17 protein-coding genes are annotated in these 18,689 nt (G+C 67.1%); 5 read left to right on the top strand and 12 right to left on the bottom strand.

Annotated elements, in window-relative coordinates:
* Positions 1-402: 402 nt before the first annotated feature.
* The 5 genes from ACGTN6_RS02460 to dksA all read right to left on the bottom strand — a co-directional run bounded on the left by ACGTN6_RS02460 (position 403) and on the right by dksA (position 6,367).
* Positions 403-1,821: a sigma-54-dependent transcriptional regulator gene (locus tag ACGTN6_RS02460; protein ID WP_394589640.1), complete on the bottom strand. Its 1,419-nt coding sequence runs from the start codon at positions 1,819-1,821 to the stop codon at positions 403-405.
* Positions 1,799-4,753 (bottom strand): ATP-binding protein, encoded by a 2,955-nt coding sequence (locus ACGTN6_RS02455; RefSeq protein WP_394589639.1) that lies wholly within the window; start codon positions 4,751-4,753, stop codon positions 1,799-1,801. Before ACGTN6_RS02455 ends, ACGTN6_RS02460 begins: the two co-directional genes overlap by 23 nt.
* Positions 4,754-4,765: 12 nt before the next feature.
* A complete protein-coding gene (locus ACGTN6_RS02450; RefSeq protein ID WP_183388860.1) occupies positions 4,766-4,945 on the bottom strand; it encodes a hypothetical protein in 180 nt (59 codons plus the stop codon).
* 9 nt (positions 4,946-4,954) lie between these two features.
* Positions 4,955-5,851: a tRNA glutamyl-Q(34) synthetase GluQRS gene (gluQRS, locus tag ACGTN6_RS02445; RefSeq protein WP_394589638.1), complete on the bottom strand. Its 897-nt coding sequence runs from the start codon at positions 5,849-5,851 to the stop codon at positions 4,955-4,957.
* A 78-nt stretch (positions 5,852-5,929) separates the two neighbouring features.
* Complete coding sequence (gene dksA, locus ACGTN6_RS02440; protein ID WP_183388858.1) at positions 5,930-6,367, bottom strand: RNA polymerase-binding protein DksA; 438 nt, start codon at positions 6,365-6,367, stop codon at positions 5,930-5,932.
* A gap of 219 nt (positions 6,368-6,586) precedes the next feature.
* Here dksA and ACGTN6_RS02435 point away from each other — a divergent pair, with 219 nt between their 5' ends.
* Together ACGTN6_RS02435 and sfsA are read left to right on the top strand one after the other, a co-directional pair.
* Positions 6,587-7,756, top strand: a complete 1,170-nt coding sequence (locus ACGTN6_RS02435; protein ID WP_394589637.1) for an aminotransferase class I/II-fold pyridoxal phosphate-dependent enzyme — start codon at positions 6,587-6,589, stop codon at positions 7,754-7,756.
* Positions 7,756-8,502: a DNA/RNA nuclease SfsA gene (gene sfsA / locus ACGTN6_RS02430; RefSeq protein ID WP_394589636.1), complete on the top strand. Its 747-nt coding sequence runs from the start codon at positions 7,756-7,758 to the stop codon at positions 8,500-8,502. Before ACGTN6_RS02435 ends, sfsA begins: the two co-directional genes overlap by 1 nt.
* A gap of 42 nt (positions 8,503-8,544) precedes the next feature.
* Here the strand turns inward: sfsA and ACGTN6_RS02425 are convergent, their stop codons facing one another.
* The 6 genes from ACGTN6_RS02425 to ACGTN6_RS02400 all read right to left on the bottom strand — a co-directional run bounded on the left by ACGTN6_RS02425 (position 8,545) and on the right by ACGTN6_RS02400 (position 13,188).
* Positions 8,545-8,994, bottom strand: coding sequence for a DUF4426 domain-containing protein (locus tag ACGTN6_RS02425; protein ID WP_394589635.1), 450 nt, complete (start codon positions 8,992-8,994; stop codon positions 8,545-8,547).
* Positions 8,995-9,035: 41 nt separating this feature from the next.
* Entirely contained in the window at positions 9,036-9,635 is a 600-nt protein-coding gene (metW, locus tag ACGTN6_RS02420) for a methionine biosynthesis protein MetW (protein WP_394589881.1), read from the bottom strand.
* Positions 9,635-10,792, bottom strand: a complete 1,158-nt coding sequence (gene metX, locus ACGTN6_RS02415) for a homoserine O-succinyltransferase MetX (protein WP_394589634.1) — start codon at positions 10,790-10,792, stop codon at positions 9,635-9,637. Before metX ends, metW begins: the two co-directional genes overlap by 1 nt.
* A 173-nt stretch (positions 10,793-10,965) precedes the next feature.
* Positions 10,966-11,559 (bottom strand): YggT family protein, encoded by a 594-nt coding sequence (locus ACGTN6_RS02410; RefSeq protein ID WP_394589633.1) that lies wholly within the window; start codon positions 11,557-11,559, stop codon positions 10,966-10,968.
* Between the two features lie 33 nt (positions 11,560-11,592).
* Positions 11,593-12,417, bottom strand: a complete 825-nt coding sequence (gene proC, locus ACGTN6_RS02405; RefSeq protein WP_394589632.1) for a pyrroline-5-carboxylate reductase — start codon at positions 12,415-12,417, stop codon at positions 11,593-11,595.
* A 63-nt stretch (positions 12,418-12,480) separates the two neighbouring features.
* Positions 12,481-13,188 (bottom strand): YggS family pyridoxal phosphate-dependent enzyme, encoded by a 708-nt coding sequence (locus ACGTN6_RS02400; RefSeq protein ID WP_394589631.1) that lies wholly within the window; start codon positions 13,186-13,188, stop codon positions 12,481-12,483.
* Positions 13,189-13,243: 55 nt separating this feature from the next.
* Between ACGTN6_RS02400 and ACGTN6_RS02395 the strand changes: the two genes are divergently transcribed.
* Together ACGTN6_RS02395 and ACGTN6_RS02390 are read left to right on the top strand one after the other, a co-directional pair.
* On the top strand, positions 13,244-14,278 hold the full coding sequence (locus ACGTN6_RS02395; RefSeq protein WP_394589630.1) for a type IV pilus twitching motility protein PilT: 1,035 nt from the start codon (positions 13,244-13,246) through the stop codon (positions 14,276-14,278).
* Between the two features lie 27 nt (positions 14,279-14,305).
* Positions 14,306-15,448: a PilT/PilU family type 4a pilus ATPase gene (locus ACGTN6_RS02390; protein ID WP_394589629.1), complete on the top strand. Its 1,143-nt coding sequence runs from the start codon at positions 14,306-14,308 to the stop codon at positions 15,446-15,448.
* 164 nt (positions 15,449-15,612) lie between these two features.
* Here the strand turns inward: ACGTN6_RS02390 and ACGTN6_RS02385 are convergent, their stop codons facing one another.
* Positions 15,613-16,743 (bottom strand): anhydro-N-acetylmuramic acid kinase, encoded by a 1,131-nt coding sequence (locus tag ACGTN6_RS02385; protein ID WP_394589628.1) that lies wholly within the window; start codon positions 16,741-16,743, stop codon positions 15,613-15,615.
* A gap of 112 nt (positions 16,744-16,855) precedes the next feature.
* On the opposite strand from ACGTN6_RS02385, the gene tyrS reads away from it, so the two are divergent.
* Complete coding sequence (gene tyrS / locus ACGTN6_RS02380) at positions 16,856-18,055, top strand: tyrosine--tRNA ligase (protein WP_394589627.1); 1,200 nt, start codon at positions 16,856-16,858, stop codon at positions 18,053-18,055.
* Positions 18,056-18,689 lie beyond the last annotated feature (634 nt).

Below are 18,689 nucleotides of genomic sequence, written 5' to 3'. Positions count from 1 at the left end.
AAGGACTTGCGCCTGCTTGCCGCTGTTGTTCTTGTTGTCGGCATGGCGCTCAGTGTCTGTGGCCCGGGATCTTGTTGTTGTTGTCGGGTCGGGCCTGTCACCGCTCGCGTGCCTTGTTGTTGTTGTTGGCCGCGGGTGGCATCCGGCGTTGTTTTTCTTGCTCTGTATGTAGCAGAGGTCGTGCCATTTTCTTAAAAAATGAACAAAAACAATAATTTGCTCTTGTGTCGTGTTGTGTCGTCTCTCGGGGCCGGGTGGAGTGTTACCCGATATGCCCACCCATGGGGCAGAGGTTGTGTGGGAAGGTAACAAATGGTGCGTCATGCCGTGCCGGGACCCTAACGACAACGCCCGCGGCCGAAGCTGCGGGCGCTAGTGCTTTGGTCGTAGGTGAGGCGGCGCCTAGCCGGCGTTGCGTCTCGGGCCCTTCTTGCGCGGGATCCCCAGGCGCTGGCGTCGCTCCCACAGACACTTGCGGCTGATCCCGAGCTTCTGGGCCAGCTCGGTCTCGCTCATCTGGTCCTGGTGCTCCAGCACGAAGTGTTGGAAATAATCTTCCAGCGACAGATCCTCTTCCTCTTCGTCCGGTGACGTCTCGGCGATCTGTCCGTGGGGCACTTCATCGCCCCCTGGCGCTATCGGCTCGATCGCTGGGGGCGGTGGGCTGGGCCTGGGGGTAGTCGGCCCGAGTCCCAGGTCGTCGGGGTGGATGAGGTGGCCTTCGGCGAGGATGACGCCGCGCTCCAGGGCATTCTCCAGTTCACGCACGTTGCCTGGCCAGGGAAAGTCGCGGATCACCCGGCGCGCGGCACGCGACAGGCGGAGGCCATCGCGCTCGTGCCGGCGGCAGGCCTTATCCAGCAGGACATCGGCGATTTCCAGAATGTCGTCCTCGCGGTCGCGCAGCGGCGGCAGGTCGATCTGCATGACGTTGAGACGGTAATAGAGGTCGAGGCGGAACTCGCCGGTTCTCGACAGGACGCGTAGATCGCGGTGGGTGGCGGCGATCAACCGTACGTCCACGTGGCGAGTTTCCACCGAGCCGATCTTGCGAATCTCGCCTTCCTGCAGCACTCGCAGCAGGCGGGCCTGGGCGTCGAGGGGCAGCTCGCCGATCTCGTCGAGGAACAGAGTGCCGCCGTCGGCGGCTTCCACCAGGCCGGTGCGCGCAGCGCTGGCGCCGGTGAAAGCCCCTTTCTCGTGACCGAACAGCTCCGACTCGATCAGCGTCTCTGGGATCGCCGCGCAGTTCACGCATATCAGCGGGGCCGCAGCACGCTGGCTCTGCTGATGGAGGGCGCGGGCCACCAGCTCCTTGCCGGTACCGGATTCGCCCTGAATCAGCACGGTAACGTCGGCCGGCGCGGTCTTGCGGATGCGGGTATAGACCGCCTGCATGGCCGGGCAGTTGCCGATCATGGTCTGGCGTTCACCGCCAGGTTCGGTGATGTCCGGGGGCTCGCCCTGCTGCAGCGCTCGTTGATGAAGCACCCGGGCCACGGTCTCGAGCAGCTCGTCGTGATCGAAGGGCTTGGCCACGTAGTCCACGGCGCCGAGCTTTAATGCCTCCACCGCCGAGCGCATGCTGGCGTAGCTGGTCATGATCAGCACCGGGACCGGGGCGGCGCGGGCGATCAGCTCGGTGCCCGGCTCGCCCGGCAGGCGCAGGTCGCTGATCACCAGGTCGAAGCCCTGGGGCTCAAGGGACAGCGCCTCGTCCACCGAGCCGGCCTCGCTGACTCTGTGGTCATGGCGTTCCAGCAGCCGCCTCAGGGCGCTGCGGATGATGGCTTCGTCTTCAACGATCAGGATCCGGCTCATCGGTACTCTCAGCATCCTCTCGGTTGAGGGGCAGCCACAGCTTGATGCGGGTGCCGTTGGCCCGCCCGGCGGGAGGGGACTCGATGTCGATCTGGCCACCGTGCTCGGCGATGATGCTGTAGACCAGCGGTAGGCCGAGTCCCGTGCCCTCACCGGCCGGCTTGGTGGTGGTGAAGGGCTCGAAGAGATGGTCGCGCACGCGCTCATCAATGCCGTGCCCCTCGTCGGTGACGGTGACCAGCAGCGACTCGCCCTGTGGTTCGGCGTCGACGATCACACGGCCTCCGGGTTCGCTGGCGTCCCGGGCGTTGCCGAGCAGGTTGATCATCACCTGTTGAAGACGCTGGGCGTCACCGTCCACTCGAGGGGCGGGCGGGCAGTGGTTCACGTATTGAACATCCTCCCCCGAGCGGGCGAGGTGGATCAAGTGCAGCGCCTCATCGGTGACATCGGCCATCGACACCGCCTCGAAGGCCGCACCGGTGACGTGGCGGCCGCCATGGGCGAAGCCGACCAGCGAGCCGACGATGCGCGATACCCGGTCGGTGAGCTGCTGGATCTGGTCGGCGGTCTCCAGCAGGGCCGGGTCGTCGGTGTCGTAGCGCAGGTTCTGGGCCAGCGACGAGATGCCTGTGATGGGGTTGCCGATCTCATGGGCGACGCCTGCCGCCAACTGGCCGATCGAGGCCAGCCGGGCGGCATGCACCAGCTCGTCTTCCAGCCACTTCATCTCGCTGTGGTCTTCGACCAGGATGACGTTGCCGCCGGGGTCGTCATGGTCGCCATGCAGCGCGGCCTTGTGCAGGCTGAGGAAGCGCTGGCCGCGGGCCAGAGCCACCGGCTGCTTGTAGAGCTGGCTATGGGGCTCGGCGAGGATACGGCCCAGCAGTTCGTTCCATGGCGGTGGCAGGGTGTCCCGGTGGGCGCCGATCACCGATTCGCCGGGGATGCCGGAGAGTTCGGCCAGGGCGTCGTTCCACATCAGCAGCTCGCCGTCCTCGCCGAAGGCGCACAACCCTACCGGCAGCCGGGTCAGGGTACGGCGGTGATAGCGGCGCAAGCCGTCGAGTTCTCGAGCCAGGCCGGTGAGCCGCGAGCGGTAGGCTTCCAGGCGGCTCTCGACGAAGTGGATGTCCTCGGTAGCGACGGGACCGTCCTGGCGATAGGGCAGGAAACGGTCGACGATGTCCTGAGCGACCGAGGGGCCCATCAGGCCTGAGAGATTGGCCTGGATGCGGTCGCGAAGACGACGCAGGGCGTAGGGGCGGCCGTCCAGCGGCGACATCTTCAGTGCCACCAGGGCACGTTCCACCTCACGTTCGGCGACGTCTTCGCCCAGCGCGCGCGCCAGGTGCTGCTTGATCTCCATGCCGTTGCCGGCCACCAGCGGCAATCGCATCGGGCGCACCACGGCGTCCACGGAGCAGGCCTCGGCGGCGGCGCGCTCGCCGGCCGAGGTGCGAGTCGCCAGCGAGACCAGAATGAAGCTGAGCACGTTGGCCGCCAGCGAGACCAGCGTGATCAGGTACCAGTCGGGTTCGTCGGCCAGCACCTCCAGGCCGGGCGGGAGCAGCACCACCCCGGTGGGTGCCCCGAGCAGCGGCGGCCACAAGCCAGCCAGCCAGATCGACACGCCGACCACGAGCCCGGTGACCATGCCCTTGCGGTTGGCACCCGGCCAGTAGAGTAGGGCGAGCATGCCCGGCAGACATTGGGCCATGCCGACGAAGGAAGCCATCGCCAGGGTCGAGAGGTCGTGATGCACGCCCACGGTGCGGTAGAACAGCCAGCCGCCGACGATCACCGCGGCGATCAGGCCGCGTCGTAGCCAGCGCAGCCAGCGGTAGAGGTCGGGCTGGGCGATCGGTGGATGGGCCACCAGCACCAGGTGGTTGAGGATCATCCCCGACAGCGCCAGGGAGATGATGATCATGGTGCCGCTGGCCGCGGCCAGGCCGGCGATGAAGGCCAGTGCACCGACCCACCACGAGGAAGACAGGCCGAAGGCCAGGTAGGCGGTGCCGGTGGCGGAGGCGTCGATCCCGAGGCGTTGGGCGCCCCACAGGATCAGCGGCACTGGCAGGGCCATCAGCAGCAGGAACAGCGGCAGTACCCAGCCGGCACGCAGCAGAGTGCGTCGGTTCAGAGGCTCGGCGAAGGTGATGTGGAACATGTGCGGCATCAGGAAGGCCGCGGCGAAGAACAGCATCAGCAGGGTGCGCCAGTGGGCCGGAGCCAGCGGATGCGTTTCGGCCTGAGCGAGATGTCCGGGGCCGTCGAGCCAGGCCTGGAGATCGCCGGGGCCGTCGAAGATGCCGTAGAGGGCGAAAGCGCCGAGCGCCAGCATGGCCCCGAGCTTGACCACCGACTCGAAGGCGATCGCCGCCAGTAGGCTGTCATGGCGGGCATTGAGATGGGTATGGCGGGCGCCGAAGAGGATCGCGAACAGCGCGATCAGGCCGCTGAATCCCAGTGCCAGCCACTCCTGCGACCCGCCGCCGGACAGCAGTTGGATGGCATTGCCCATGGTCTGCACCTGCAGCGCCAGCAGTGGCAGCACCGCCAGCAGGCTGACCAGGGTGATCAGGGTGCCGACCCAGCGCGAGCGGAAGCGGAAGGCGAACAGGTCGGCCAGCGACGCCAGCTGATAGGTGCGCGCCATGCGCTGGATCGGTACCAGCAGCACCGGCGCTAGCAGGAAGGCCCCGGCCGCGCCGAGGTAGTAGGCCAGGTAACCGTAGCCGCTGCGTCCGGCCTGCTCGAGGCTGCCGTGAATCGCCCAGGCGCTGGCGTAGACGCCCAGCGCCAAGGTGTAGATCGCCGGATGGCGGGTCAGGCGTGACGGCAGCCAGCCGCGCTCCACCGCGAGAGCGCACAGGAACAACACCAGCATGTAGCCGATGCCCAGGACCATGAGGCCGGTCAGACTCATCGCGAGAGCTCCCTAACGTCGTTCATCGAGCTTGCGCTTGCGTTCCAGCCACAGGGTCAGCGCGATCAGCACGCCCCAGATCAGGAAGGGCCGATACCAGGCGGCCCCCGGGCTGCCCCAGCCGCTCATCAGCAGCGGCGAGAGCAGGTAGCCGCCGAACACCAGGAACAGCACGATGCGATAGACGTACATGGCGCCTCCTCAGTCGACGGTGTCGTGCGTCAAACGGCGCTCGGGGTCGGCGCGCAGCCGGCCCGGGGCCCAGTGGGCGATGGCCCAGGCAAGCTGCTCGGCCACCGGCGCCGCGGCGAGCTCGGTAGGGGGCGCCTGGTCGAGCAGGGCCAGGGCGCGGTGCAAGAGCGGCCGCGCCTCGGCTTCGGTGTCTGGCAGCGCTGGGGCGAGATTCTGCTTGGACAGCTTCTGGCCGTCGTTGCCGAGGATCAGCGGCAGGTGCAGGTAGCGGGGCTCGGGCAGTGCCAGGGCGTGCTGCAGCTGGCGCTGCCAGGGCGTGTTGTCGAGCAGGTCGGCGCCGCGCACCACCTCGTTGATGCCCAGGTCGGCGTCGTCCACCACCACGGCGAGCTGGTAGGCCCACAGGCCATCCTTGCGCTGGAGCACGACGTCGCCAAGTTCGGCGGGGTCGAAGGCCTGGGGGCCGAATAACCGATCCTCCCAGTGTACCGGGCGCAGGCCGAGGTCACTGCGCAGCCGCCAGGCCACCGGCTTGTGCGGCTCGCACACGCCGTCGCGACACCAGCCGGGATAGACGGGATGATCGCGCCACTGCTTGCGCGAGCAGCTGCAGGGATAGGCCAGACCTTGGGTCTCGAGGCGAGCCAGGGCGGAGGCATAGGCGTCGTGGTGTTGGCTCTGCCAGACGACCGAGCCGTCCCACTGCAGGCCGAAGGCCTCGAGCTGGCGCAGTATGGTGTCGGCGGCGCCGGGTGGACAGCGCGGTGGATCGACGTCCTCGATGCGTAGCCCCCAGTACCCGGCCGCATGGCGGGCGTCCAGGAAGCTGGCCAGGGCGGCGATCAGCGAACCGAAATGCAGGGGGCCCGAGGGGGTCGGGGCGAAGCGGCCACGGTAGGGACGCATGGACGTCTCCGGGGCGAGGGACGAACAGGCGGATGGGCACCCCAGGATGCCCATCACGGGAGCGGTGCGAACTGGGGCTTAGCCGCCCAGCTGCTTCTCCTTGAGCTCGGCAAGGGTCTTGCAGTCGACGCACAGGGTAGCGGTGGGACGCGCCTCGAGGCGACGGATGCCGATCTCCACGCCGCAGGCCTCGCAGAAGCCGTAGTCGTCCTCGTCGATCTTTTCGATGGTCTCGTTGATCTTCTTGAGCAGCTTGCGTTCGCGGTCGCGGGTGCGCAGCTCGAGGCTGAAGCCCTCCTCCTGGGTGGCGCGATCCGCCGGGTCGGCGTAGTTGTTCGCCTCCTCCTGCAGATGTCGCACCGTGCGATCCACTTCCTCCATCAGCTCCTGTTTCCAGCCCAGCAGGATCTGGCGGAAGTGCTCGAGCTGCTTGTCGTTCATGTACTCTTCACCCGGTGCCGGCTCGTACGGGGTGAATTTCTTGGGCGCTTCCATCTTCTTTTCTGCTACTGGCATGGGACTGCCTCGTTACTTGTGTGACTGCTGATCAATACCCGATGCACTGCTTAAGGTATCTCACGCCAAAGGGATGCTTGTTTAGCGAAAAAACGCCGCCTTTGCAACACCCCGACGGCAGCGGACTGCGTCGTCGCGCCAAAAGTCGTAACATGCGGCCTTTGACTATGGCAGGCCGAAAAGATGCCCGCCATGTGTTGCCGTGCAGAGGAGACATCCATGTCCTGGAGCTCGCGACTCGATGCCGTCGCCCCTTTCCGCGTGATGCGCCTGCTGGAGGCTGCCCAGGCCCGGGAGGCCGCCGGCCACGACGTCATCCACCTGGAGGTGGGCGAGCCCGACTTCCCCACGCCCGAGCCGGTGCTGGCCGCCGGCCAAGGTGCGCTGGCCGAGGGGCGCACCCGTTACACCCCGGCGGCGGGCCTGCCGGCGCTGCGCGAGGCGATTGCCGGTCACTACGCGCGGCACTTCGGCGCCGACGTCGACCCGGCGCGGATCATCGTTACCCCTGGGGCCTCCGGCGCGCTGCTGCTGGGCAGCCAACTGCTGGTCGAGGGCGGCGATCGGGTGCTGATGGCCGATCCCACCTATCCCTGCAATCGCCACTTCATGGCGCTGGCGGGCGCCGAGGTCGATGCGGTGCCGGTGGGGCCGGAGAGCGGCTGGCAGCTCGACGCAGAATGCATCGCCCAGCACTGGCGCGACGACACCCGGCTGGCGATGCTGGCGACGCCTTCCAATCCCACCGGGCATATGCTCGATGCATCGGCACTGGGCGCCGTGGCCGATACGGTCGCCACGCGGGGCGGCCATCTGCTGGTCGACGAGATCTACCAGGGGCTGTGCTACGACCTGGCGCCGCTCTCCGCCGCCTCGGTGGCGCCGGAGGCCTTCGTGGTCAACAGCTTCTCCAAGTACTTCGGCATGACCGGCTGGCGTCTGGGCTGGCTGGTGGCGCCCGAGGCGGCCATCGAGCCGCTGACCCGGCTGGCCCAGAACGTTTTCCTGTCGGCCCCCACTCCGGCCCAGTACGCCGCCCTGGCGGCCTTCGAGCCCGAGTGCCGCGATATCCTGGAAGGTCGACGCGAGGAGCTGGCTCGGCGCCGTGATGCCCTGCTCGCGGGGCTCGAGACACTGGGGCTGGTGCCCGACCTACCGCCCCAAGGGGCCTTCTATCTGTGGCTGGACATCTCCCGTTACAGCCGCGACAGCGAGGCCTTCTGCCAGGCGCTGCTCGAGGAAGAGAACGTCGCCATCACCCCGGGCACCGACTTCGCCCTGGTGGGTGGCGAGCATCACGTGCGCATCGCCTTCACCACCGGCGTCGAGCGGCTGGAGGAGGCCGTGGCGCGGCTGGGTCGCTTCCTGTCACGTCGCGAGGGCGTCTGATGGACTATCCCGAGCCGCTGGTGCCGGGCGTGCTGCTGCGCCGTTACAAGCGATTTCTGGCCGATGTGCGCCTCGACGATGGCCGCGAGGTGGTTGCCCATTGCCCCAACACCGGCTCGATGCGGGCGGTCAACGTGCCGGGGTGCCGGGTGTGGCTGGCACCCAGCAACGATCCTCGGCGCAAGCTGGCCTGGACCTGGGAATTGATCGAGCTGCCCCAGCCGGACGGCAGCACGGCGCTGGCCTCGGTGCACACCGGTCGTGCCAATCGTATCGTCGAAGAGGCGTTGGCGGCCGGGAGGGTCCAGGAACTGGCCGGGGCGGGTGGGCTGAAGCGCGAGGCCCGCGTGGAAGGCGCGCGACTGGACTTTCGGCTGGAGGGCGACGCCGGCGTGGCCACCTACGTGGAGGTCAAGCAGGTCACCTTGCGCGAGGTGGACGGCCACGGCTATTTCCCGGACGCGGTCAGCGAACGAGGGCGCAAGCACCTCGAGACCCTGGCCGGGCTCGCCGCCGAGGGCCATCGTGCCGTGCTGCTGTTCTGCGTGGCCCACGAGGGCATCTCGGCGGTCGCCCCGGCCGCCCACCTGGATCCCGCCTACGCCGCCACCCTGCGCCGAGTGATCGAAGAGGGCGTGGAGGTGCTGGCGCGAGGGTGTCGCTTCGAGCTTAGCCAGGGTCGGCCGGTGGGCGTCGCCCTCGGCGAGGCGCTCCCGGTCGTCCCCGGACGCGACCTGGCGAGATGATGGCGCGGATCAGTCACGGGCATCGGGCCGGCGGAGATGGCGTCAGCGATCGATATAGAAGCGCTGGATGAAGCCGATTTCAGTCGGCGGCCGGTCGGGATCTGGCGACACCACCAGGGTGAACTGCATCGGCTCGCCCTCGCGGATGCGGAAGGTGGCGATGTGCGAGATCCCGCCGCCGTCGCGCACGGTGCGGAAGTCCAGGGGGCGGCCCTCGCCGCCCAGGACGCCGACGCGGCCGTCGACCCGGGCGTTGACCGCCCGCGCCGTGCCGTCCTGGCGCGACTCCAGCACGCTGACATTGAGCAGGCCGAGCCCCGGGCTGCGCTGGATGCCGGCGGCGCGGGCCATCTCGGGCGCCAGGAAGGTGGTGTTCAGGGCGTTGTAGTGGATCTGGACGTCGCCGACCTGCTCGTACTGCTGGGCCTCGGCCGCCGGCGCGGCCAGCAATACGCCGGCCAGCAGGGCACCGAATAGTCGTCGAATCCTCATGCTGTACCCTCCCTCCAAAGCCGGGAAGCGGCGTTGCTCGGTCAGCGCTGGCGCCGCGTCACCCGGAAGATGGCGATCTCGCCGAACAGGTTCGGCCAGCGCCGAGAGGCCCAGTTGCCCGAGCGTCCGCCGATGCCTACTGCGCGGTCGATGATGATCAGACCCTTGTCCCGGCACAGCCGTTCAAAGTCGTTGAAGGTCGACAGGTGGATGTTGGGCGTGTCGTACCAGGCATGTGGCAACGACTTGGAGACCGGCATGTAGCCGCGCAGGCCCAGGTAGGCCCGGTGGCGCCAGTAGGCGAAGTTGGGGAAGGTGATGATGCACTCGCCGGCCACCCGCAGCATCTCGTCGAGCATGCGATCCGGACGGCGCAGCGCCTGGAGGGCCTGGGTCATCACCACCAGGTCGCAGGCGTCGTCCTCGAAGTTGGAAAGCCCCTCGTCGAGGTTCTGCTCGATGACGTTGACGCCGCGCGCCAGGCAGGCGGTGATGCCGTCGGGATCGATCTCCAGGCCATAGCCGGTCACGCCCTTGTCCTTTGCCAGGGCGGCCAGCAGGGTGCCGTCGCCGCAGCCCAGGTCGAGCATTCGGGCGCCTTCAGGCACCCAGTCGTAGATCCGTTGCAGGTCGGCGCGCATCATGAGCGGTCCTCCAGTCCCTGGTCGCGGGCCACGCGGCCCATGAAAGCGGAGAAGATCGCCTGGTAGCGGGGCTCGGGCAGCAGGAAGGCATCGTGGCCGTGTGGCGAGTCGATGTTGGCGAAGCTGACCGACTTGCCGGCGCGCACCAGGGCGTTGGCCAGCTCCTTGGAGCGCGACGGCGGGAAGCGCCAGTCGCTGGAGAAACTGACCACCAGGAAGGGGCAGTCCGCCGGAGCCACAGCCGCCGCCAGGTCGCCGCCGTGGGCCGCCGCCGGATCGAAATAGTCCAGCGCCTTGGTCATCAGCAAGTAGCTGTTGGCGTCGAAGGAGGTGGAAAAGGTATCGCCCTGGTAGCGCAGGTAGGACTCCACCTGGAACTCCACGTCGTAGCCGAAGTTGAAGTCTTCGCTGCGCAGGTCGCGGCCGAACTTGCTGCCCATGGCGTCTTCCGACAGGTAGGTGATGTGACCCACCATGCGCGCGAGCTTGAGTCCACGGCGGGGCAGCGCGCCGTGCTCGGCGTAGTGGCCATCATGGAACTCGGGGTCGGAGCGGATGGCCTGGCGGGCCACTTCGTTGAAGGCGATGTTCTGCGCCGACAGCTTGGGAGTAGCGGCGATCACCGCGGCGTGGGCGATGCGTTCCGGATAGCTCAGCGCCCACTGCAGCACCTGCATGCCGCCCAGGCTGCCACCGACCACGGCGGCGAAGCGCTCGATGCCCAGCCGGTCCGCCAGGCGGGCCTGGCTGTGGACCCAGTCGATCACCGTCATCATCGGAAAGTCGGGGCCCCAGGCGGTGCCCGTCTCGGGGTTCGCGCTGGTTGGCCCGGTGCTGCCGTGGCAGCCGCCGAGGTTGTTCACCGACACTACGAAGAAGCGTTCGGTGTCGATCGACTTGCCGGGCCCGATATGGGCGTCCCACCAGCCGGGCTTGCGCTCGTCCAGCGAGTGGAAGCCGGCGGCGTGGTGGTGGCCGGACAGGGCATGGCAGATCAGCACGGCGTTGGTGCCCTCGGCGTTGAGGGTGCCGTAGGTCTCGTAGACGAGGTCATAGGCCGGCAGCGTCCTGCCGCAAGCCAGGTCCAGGGGGTCGTCGAAGTGCGCCGTCTCGGGCGTCACCAGGCCGACCGAATCGCGGGGCAGCTCGGTCATCTAATGTATCGTGTCCAGTCGTTTTCGTTGGTGTTCGGAGCGTGCCGGGAGACGCGATGCGAATATCGCCGGAGATGAACCGGCGCGAAGGGGCCATGGATAGGTTCATAGCGCCCTCGCGACGGCTGGTCGCCGGACATCACCGCGAATCCCGCATCAGGATGATGCGTCCTCTAGAGCCCGACCAGGGCGCCGACGACGCCGGCAGCGCGGATCAGCGAGCCCACCACGATACCATCGAGCAGGCTGATGGCGATGAACACCACGATCGGCGAGAGGTCGAGCATGCCCAGCGGCGGAATTACCCGGCGCACCGGGGCCATGATCGGTTCCACCAGCTGCATCACCAGAATGGCGCCCGGATGGCTGGCGCGCGGCGCTACCCAACTCAGGATGATCATCACAATCAGCGCGAAGAAGTAGATCTTCAGGATGGCGTTGGCCAGCGACGCCACAGTGCCGATTGCCAGGCTGTCGATCGGCGCCATGCCGTAGCCGGCGATCTGCAGAATCGCGATGATGGCCACCAGCTTGAGCACGAACCCGGCGGCCAGCGTCGCCAGGTCGAAGCGCCCCATCACTGGCCCCAGAAAACTCTGGAAGGGGCGCACCACCGGCTGGGTGATCTTCACTACCGACTGGCTCAAGGGATTGTAATAGTCGGCCCGGGATGCCTGCAGCAGAAAGCGCAGCATCAACAGGAACAGGTAGATGTTGACGAGGGTGTTGACCAGCAGCAGGCCAGCGTTTCCCAGTTGACTGCCCATCGGGGCTCCTCCGTGTCTTGTGAACCAGCCCGGTTAGTGCTTGCCGAGCTCGGCGGCCATCTCGCGGGCGCGTTCGGCGCAGGCGTCCATGGCCTCGGCCATGATGCGGCGCAGGCCGGCGTCTTCCAGGTGAGAGATGGCGCGCTCGGTGGTGCCGCCGGGCGACATCACGTTGCGCTTGAGCTCGCCCGGCGTCTTGTCACTGTCCATGGCCATCCGCGCCGCGCCGAAGGCGGTCTGCATGGCCAGGCGGCGTGCGGTCTCGGCGGGCAGGCCGAGCTTGGCGCCGGCCTCTTCCATGGCTTCGAACATCAGGAAGAAGTAGGCCGGCGCGCTGCCGGACACCGCCGTCACGGCCTCCAGCAGGGCCTCCTCATCGACCCACTCGACCAGCCCCACGGCTTCGAGAAGCTCCGTGGCCAGATGGCGCTGTGCGTCGTCGACGCGTGCATTGGCATACAGCCCGGCGGCGCCGGCGCCGACCAGCGAGGGGGTGTTGGGCATGCAGCGCACCACGGCGAGATCGCCGCCCAGCCAGGCCTCCAGCGTCTCGGCGGACAGTCCGGCGGCCACCGAGATGATCAGCGGCTTGCGCGCCTGGACGGCATCTCGCATGGCGCGGCAGACGTCCTGCATGATCTGCGGCTTGACCGCCAGCACTACCACGTCGGCCTTGGCCACGGCGGCGGCGTTGTCGGTGGACGTATGGATGCCGTGCTTTTCCCGTGCCGGCGCGAGCATCTCGTCGCTGGGCGAGGTGGCGGTGATGGCATCGCGCGGATAGCCGCTGTCGATCATTCCGCCGATGATGGCGCCGGCCATGTTGCCGGCGCCGATGAAGGTGACTTGGCTTGCCATGCGTTCAGTCCTGTCTGTGTCGACGTGGAGGCGCCGTCGACATGCCGTCGGCGCCGTGGTTGATCAGGCGGAGCGGTCGCGTGCCCCGAAGATAGCGGTGCCGAGCCGCACCTGGGTGGCGCCTTCCAGAATGGCGGCCTCCAGGTCGCCGCTCATGCCCATCGACAGCGTGTCCAGCTCTGCCTCGGGGAAGCGTTGGCGTAGTGTCGCCAGGGCCTCGCGCAGTCGCGCGAAGGGTGTGCGCTGTGCGGTCGGGTCGTCGGCCGGGGCTGGAATCGCCATCAGCCCGCGCAGTCTCAGGCGAGGCATCGCCATCACCGCCTCGGCCAGCGCCGGCAGCTCGGCGAGGGAGACCCCGGACTTCGAGGCCTCATCGCTGATGTTGACCTGCAGGCAGACGTTCAGCGGCGGCAGATCGTCGGGGCGTTGCTCGCTGAGACGCCGGGCGATCTTCTCCCGGTCCAGGCTGTGTACCCAGGCGAAGTGGCCGGCCACTTCGCGGGTCTTGTTGGATTGCAGCGGCCCGATGAAGTGCCAGACGATGTCGTCCAGGTCGGCGAGCTCGGCCTGCTTGTCCAGCGCCTCCTGCAGGTAGTTCTCTCCGAAGTCGCGCTGGCCCAGGCGGTACGCCTCGCGGACCATGGCCGCGGGTTTGGTCTTGCTGACCGCCAGCAGCCGCGCCGCGTCGGGCGCACGGCCGGCATCGTCAAGCGCCGCCGCGAGACGGCGTCGAGCAGTGTCGAGCGAATCGGAAAGTACCAGATCCGTCATGTCGAGAGGTCTGTCATACTGAGAACACCTTATCCCGGGAGCAGGGGGAACCCGCATGGATATTACCGAACTGCTGGCATTCTCGGCAAAACAGAACGCCTCGGACCTCCATCTCTCGGCGGGGCTGCCTCCGATGATCCGGGTCGACGGTGATATCCGCCGGCTCAACGTGCCGGCCATGGAGGACCGCGAGGTCCGCAGACTGATCTACGATATCCTCGCCGACCGCCAGCGTCGCGACTTCGAAGAGTTCCTGGAGACCGACTTTTCCTTCGAGGTGCCCGGCGTCTCGCGCTTTCGCGTCAACGTCTTCCACCAGGCCCGCGGCGCCGGGGCGGTATTTCGCACCATCCCCTCCGAGGTGTGGACCCTGGACGACCTGGAGTTGGGTGAGGTGTTCCGTCGCCTGGCCATGCTGCCGCGCGGCCTGGTGCTGGTGACCGGGCCGACCGGCTCGGGCAAGAGCACGACGTTGGCGGCGATGATCGACTACATCAACGACAACCGTTTCGAACACATCCTCACCATCGAGGATCCGGTGGAGTTCGTGCATCGCAGCAAGCGTTGCCTGATCAACCAGCGTGAGGTGCATCGCGACACCCATGGCTTCGCCCCGGCCCTTCGCAGCGCGCTGCGCGAGGACCCGGACGTGATCCTGGTAGGCGAGATGCGCGATCTGGAGACCATCCGGCTGGCGCTTACCGCGGCGGAGACCGGCCACCTGGTGTTTGGCACCCTGCATACCACCTCTGCGGCCAAGACCATCGACCGTATCATCGATGTTTTTCCCGGCGACGAGAAGGCCATGGTGCGTTCGATGCTATCCGAGTCGCTGCAGGCGGTGATCTCACAGACGCTGCTCAAGCGCCAGGGCGGCGGGCGGGTGGCGGCCCACGAAGTCCTGATCGCCACGTCGGCAGTGCGCAACCTGATCCGCGAGGACAAGGTGGCGCAGATCTACTCGGCGATCCAGACCGGTGGCAACCTGGGCATGCAGACCCTGGATGCGGCCCTGTCACGGCTGGTGACCGACAACGTGGTGGCCCGCGAAGAGGCACAGGCCAAGGCGAAGGCCGTGCTCCCCGGCTGAGGATGCCCACGCAGCAGGAGACGCTGAATGACCGCAAGAGAATGGCTGTATCAGCTGCTCGATATCATGATCGACAAGGATGCCTCCGACCTGCTGATCTCGGTGGCCGCGCCGCCGACGCTGAAGATGGCCGGCACGCTGGTCCCCATGGGCGAGGAAGTACTGTCCATGGCCCAGGTCGATGAGCTGGTGGTGGCGGCGATGCCGGACAGCCATCGGCAGCGCTTTGCGGACGAGCAGGAGGCCAATTTCGCCCTCAGCCTGTCGGGGCGTGGCCGCTTCCGCGTCAGCGCTTTCCGCCAGCGCAGTCAGGCGGCCATGGTCATTCGGCGCATCGCCTTCGATATCCCGCACCTGGAAGAGCTGTCACTGCCGGAGGTGCTCGGCGAGCTGGTCAGTCTCAAGCGCGGCCTAGTGTTCGTGGTCGGCGGTACCGGCACCGGCAAGTCGACGACCCTGGCGTCGATGATCCAGCGGCGCAACGAAACCGTCGGTGGCCATATCATCAGCGTCGAGGACCCCATCGAGTACGTGCACCCGCATCGCCGGGCGATCATCAATCAGCGCGAGGTGGGCATCGACACCGAGTCGTTCGAAGTGGCGCTGAAGAACACCTTGCGCCAGGCGCCGGATGTGATCCTGATCGGCGAGATTCGCACCCGTGAAACCATGGAGCATGCCCTGGCCTTCGCCGAGACCGGCCACCTGTGCCTGGCGACGCTGCATGCCAACAACGCCAACCAGGCGCTGGACAGGATCATTCACTTCTTCCCCCACGAACGCCATGACCAGGTGTGGCTCGACCTGTCGCTTAACCTGCGGGCCATCGTCGCCCAGCAGCTGCTGCCCACGGTGGACGGTGGCCGCTGTCCGGCCATCGAGGTTCTGCTGAAGTCGCCGTTGGTCGCCGACCTGATCCGCAAGGGCGAGGTCTCCGAGGTCAAGAACGTCATGGGGCGCTCCCGCGACCTGGGCATGCAGACCTTCGATCAGGCGCTCTACGACCTATACATACAGGGGCGAATCAGCGAGGAGGTGGCGCTGGTGCACGCCGACTCGGCCAACGACCTGCGCATGATGATCAAGTACGGCGACGAGAGCGGCGTGGGGCTGGCCGAGGCCAAGGAGGCGGCCAGCCATCTTTCGCTGCGCGGCGAGGACGACTATTGAGTCATCCCGTTTTGCGTGGCTTTCAGAAGCACGTATCCGGCGACAAAGCATCGCGAGGGCGCTATGAACCCATCCCTGGGCGCTACTTTGGCCATCCATGGCCAAAAACCCCTCGCGCTGCTTCGTCCCCGATGTGTCATTAGCAAGGCATTCGGCGGTGACGACTAAGGTGCGAATAGTCCGCCCAGCACCCGCGGGCCGGCGGCGCCGGTGACCGAGGGCAGGTTGCCGGGTTGGCCCTCGAGGCGGCACCAGGCCAGCCAGGCGAAGGCCGCGGCCTCGAGCCAGTCGGGCGACCAGCCGAAGGCCTCGGCGGTTTCCAGCCGCGTGTCGGGCATGCGGCGCGCCAGACGGGCCAGCAGGTCCGGGTTGTGGGCGCCGCCGCCGCAGGGGATCAGGCATTCGGCGCTCGGCGCCGCATAGCGCTCCCGGGCCATGTCGATGCCCAGGGCCACGCTGGCGGCGGTGAGTTCGGCCAGGGTCGCCTGCACGTCCTCGGGGCGTTCGTCCCCGCGCAGGTGTGCTTTGAGCCATTCCAGGTGGAAGACCTCGCGCCCGGTGCTGCGTGGCGGCGGGCGATGGAAGAAGGGCTCGGCGAGCAGCCGCTCGAGCAGGGCCTCGTCCACGCGGCCCGAGGCCGCCCAGGCGCCGTCCACGTCGAAGTTGCCGCCGCGATGTCGGGCGTGCCAGGCATCCAGCAGCGCGTTGGCCGGGCCGGTGTCGAAGCCCAGCGGGTCGCGGCCATCCTCTACCGGCGGGAGCAGCGTCAGGTTGGCGAAGCCGCCCAGATTGAGCACCAGGCGCCACTGGCCGGGGGCGCGAAACAGCGCCTGATGGAAGGCCGGCGCCAGGGGCGCGGCCTGGCCGCCGGCGGCCAGGTCGCGGCGACGGAAGTCGGCGACCACTGTGCAGCCGGTGAGCTCGGCCAGTCGGCTGGGATTGTCGAGCTGCAGGGTATAGGCGGGCCCGCCGTTGTGGCCCCAGGGCGCGTGCTCGATGGTCTGGCCATGGCTGCCGACCGCGGCGATGTCTGCGGCCGCCAGGCCGGTCTCGGCCAGTAGCCCGACCACGGCCTCGGCCTGCAGGGCGCAGAAGGCGTCTTCCGCCGCGGCCAGCTCGGCAAAGCTCGCCTGCTCGGCGTGGCACAGCTGCCACAGGCCATCGCGCAGCGCAGGGGGCATCGGCGCGCCGCGGGTCGCGACCAGGCGCGGCGGGCCCGAGGCCGATATGTCGACCAGGGCAGCGTCGACACCGTCGAGGCTAGTGCCGGACATCAGGCCGATGAAGTAAGGCATAAGGGCTCCCGGTGGGGCTCAACCGTTGGTGGCTGGCATGGTAACATCCTCGACCATTCCCAACGTCCATCGTTGGCCCGGACGGGCCGCCCTGCCGAGTGGAGAGGAGAGCATGACCGATGTCGCCGACGCGCTAGCGTTGCTCAAGCGTGGTACCCACGAGATCCTGCTGGAAGACGAGCTGGAGAAGAAGCTGGCCTCCGGCCGCCCCCTGCGCATCAAGGCGGGCTTCGATCCTACCGCCCCGGACCTGCACCTGGGGCATAGCGTGCTGCTGACCAAGATGCGTCAGTTTCAGGACCTCGGTCATACGGTCATCTTCCTGATCGGCGACTTCACCGGCCGCATCGGCGATCCCACCGGCAAGAACGTCACGCGTAAGCCGCTCACCGAGGAGGAGGTCAAGGTCAACGCCGAGACCTACAAGGCCCAGGTGTTCAAGATCCTCGATCCCGAAAAGACCGAGGTGCGCTTCAATGCCGAGTGGTTCTCCGCCATGAGCGCCGCCGACATGATCGAGCTGGCCGGGCAGAGCACCGTGGCACGGATGCTCGAGCGCGACGACTTCGAGAAGCGCTACCAGGCCGGCCAGTCGATCTCCATTCATGAGTTCCTCTACCCGCTGGTGCAGGGCTATGACTCTGTGGCCCTGGAGGCCGACGTCGAGCTAGGCGGCACCGATCAGAAGTTCAACCTGCTGATGGGACGCGAGGTGCAGAAGCATTTCGGCCAGTCTTCCCAGGTGGTCATCACCATGCCGCTGCTCGAAGGCCTGGACGGCGTGCAGAAGATGTCCAAGTCGCTGGGCAACTATGTCGGCGTGGACGAGGCGCCGGGCGCCATGTTCAGCAAGCTGGTGTCGATGCCCGACAGTCTGATGTGGCGCTACTTCGAGCTGCTCTCCTTGAAAAGCAACGAAGAGCTCGAGGCGCTCAAGCGCGACGTCGAGGCCGGAGCCAACCCCCGCGACGTGAAGATGGAGCTGGCGCGTGAACTGATCGCTCGCTATCACGGCGATGAAGCCGCGGCCAATGCTCACCGCAGTGCCGGCAACCAGCTGGCCGATGGAGAGCTACCGGAAGACTTGCCCGAGGTGGCGGTCGACTTCGAGGGTAGCGAGCAGGCGCCCATCGCGGCGGTACTCAATCGCGCCGGTTTGACCAAGAACAGCGCCCAGGCCAAGGACATGCTCAAGAATGGTCGGGTCAAGGTCGATGGCGAAGTCGTGGAGCCGAGTACCATGCTGGATACCGGCAAGAGCTTCGTGATCCAGGCCGGCAAGAAACGCTACGCCAAGGTCTCCATCGCCTGACCGACTGTCGGGTCTGGCCAGAACGGACGCCCGCCTCGTGCGGGCGTTCGCGTCTCTGGCCGGGGCGCACGATTATCCACAGCCGGTTCATTGTCGGGGTGGTTGTGGATAGCTGGAATGGAGCAATGTCACCGACTCCTCATGCTTTCGACACGATTCGGTAAAAAAGTCCTTGCGCGGTGCCGGGAGAATCCGTAAAGTACGCATCCGCTGCCGGCGACGGGCAACGTTGCAGGCGGTGATGAGTGGCAAAAGTGCTTGTTTTGCCGAGGGTTTTTCGAAAGACATCGAAAGCGCCTGGTTGACAAGCTCAGCGGATTCGGTAGAATGCGCCCCACTCGATCGGAGGTTGGCTCGGGTAGCTTGAGCCAATGCATCGGTCGCCCGGTTCGCTTCGAACGCAGCGAAACGCAGGGTTGACACGAAGCGCCGGTCACGTAGAATACGCCTTCCTTGCGAGGCGCCGGGGCAGCCGCCACGGCAACGCAAGACGCTCTCTCCAAGTGAAAGAGCAGCTCTTTAACAATCGATCAGGTAATTCATGTGGGCGCTTGTCGGGATGTCGGTGACCAGTCACTGAATATCAAGACAAGCGACTCGTCAAGAGACGTTTGAATCTTGAACCAAGTTTGGT

Source organism: Halomonas sp. B23F22_20 (genome assembly GCF_043496985.1).
Lineage (GTDB): Bacteria > Pseudomonadota > Gammaproteobacteria > Pseudomonadales > Halomonadaceae > Halomonas.
Note: the sequence above shows the minus strand (reverse complement) of the source record. Positions and strands in the feature narration are given on the sequence as shown.

Bases quoted from the DNA above. Each gene is read 5' to 3' on its own strand.
- gluQRS (WP_394589638.1), bottom strand. From the start codon at position 5,851: ATGCGTCCCTACCGTGGCCGCTTCGCCCCGACCCCCTCGGGCCCCCTG.
- dksA (WP_183388858.1), bottom strand. From the start codon at position 6,367: ATGCCAGTAGCAGAAAAGAAGATGGAAGCGCCCAAGAAATTCACCCCG.
- ACGTN6_RS02410 (WP_394589633.1), bottom strand. From the start codon at position 11,559: ATGGGCAGTCAACTGGGAAACGCTGGCCTGCTGCTGGTCAACACCCTC.
- ACGTN6_RS02400 (WP_394589631.1), bottom strand. From the start codon at position 13,188: ATGACGGATCTGGTACTTTCCGATTCGCTCGACACTGCTCGACGCCGT.
- ACGTN6_RS02395 (WP_394589630.1), top strand. From the start codon at position 13,244: ATGGATATTACCGAACTGCTGGCATTCTCGGCAAAACAGAACGCCTCG.
- sfsA (WP_394589636.1), top strand. From the start codon at position 7,756: ATGGACTATCCCGAGCCGCTGGTGCCGGGCGTGCTGCTGCGCCGTTAC.
- ACGTN6_RS02455 (WP_394589639.1), bottom strand. From the start codon at position 4,753: ATGAGTCTGACCGGCCTCATGGTCCTGGGCATCGGCTACATGCTGGTG.
- ACGTN6_RS02425 (WP_394589635.1), bottom strand. From the start codon at position 8,994: ATGAGGATTCGACGACTATTCGGTGCCCTGCTGGCCGGCGTATTGCTG.
- metX (WP_394589634.1), bottom strand. From the start codon at position 10,792: ATGACCGAGCTGCCCCGCGATTCGGTCGGCCTGGTGACGCCCGAGACG.
- tyrS (WP_394589627.1), top strand. From the start codon at position 16,856: ATGACCGATGTCGCCGACGCGCTAGCGTTGCTCAAGCGTGGTACCCAC.
- ACGTN6_RS02460 (WP_394589640.1), bottom strand. From the start codon at position 1,821: ATGAGCCGGATCCTGATCGTTGAAGACGAAGCCATCATCCGCAGCGCC.
- ACGTN6_RS02385 (WP_394589628.1), bottom strand. From the start codon at position 16,743: ATGCCTTACTTCATCGGCCTGATGTCCGGCACTAGCCTCGACGGTGTC.
- metW (WP_394589881.1), bottom strand. From the start codon at position 9,635: ATGCGCGCCGACCTGCAACGGATCTACGACTGGGTGCCTGAAGGCGCC.
- ACGTN6_RS02390 (WP_394589629.1), top strand. From the start codon at position 14,306: ATGACCGCAAGAGAATGGCTGTATCAGCTGCTCGATATCATGATCGAC.
- proC (WP_394589632.1), bottom strand. From the start codon at position 12,417: ATGGCAAGCCAAGTCACCTTCATCGGCGCCGGCAACATGGCCGGCGCC.
- ACGTN6_RS02435 (WP_394589637.1), top strand. From the start codon at position 6,587: ATGTCCTGGAGCTCGCGACTCGATGCCGTCGCCCCTTTCCGCGTGATG.
- ACGTN6_RS02450 (WP_183388860.1), bottom strand. From the start codon at position 4,945: ATGTACGTCTATCGCATCGTGCTGTTCCTGGTGTTCGGCGGCTACCTG.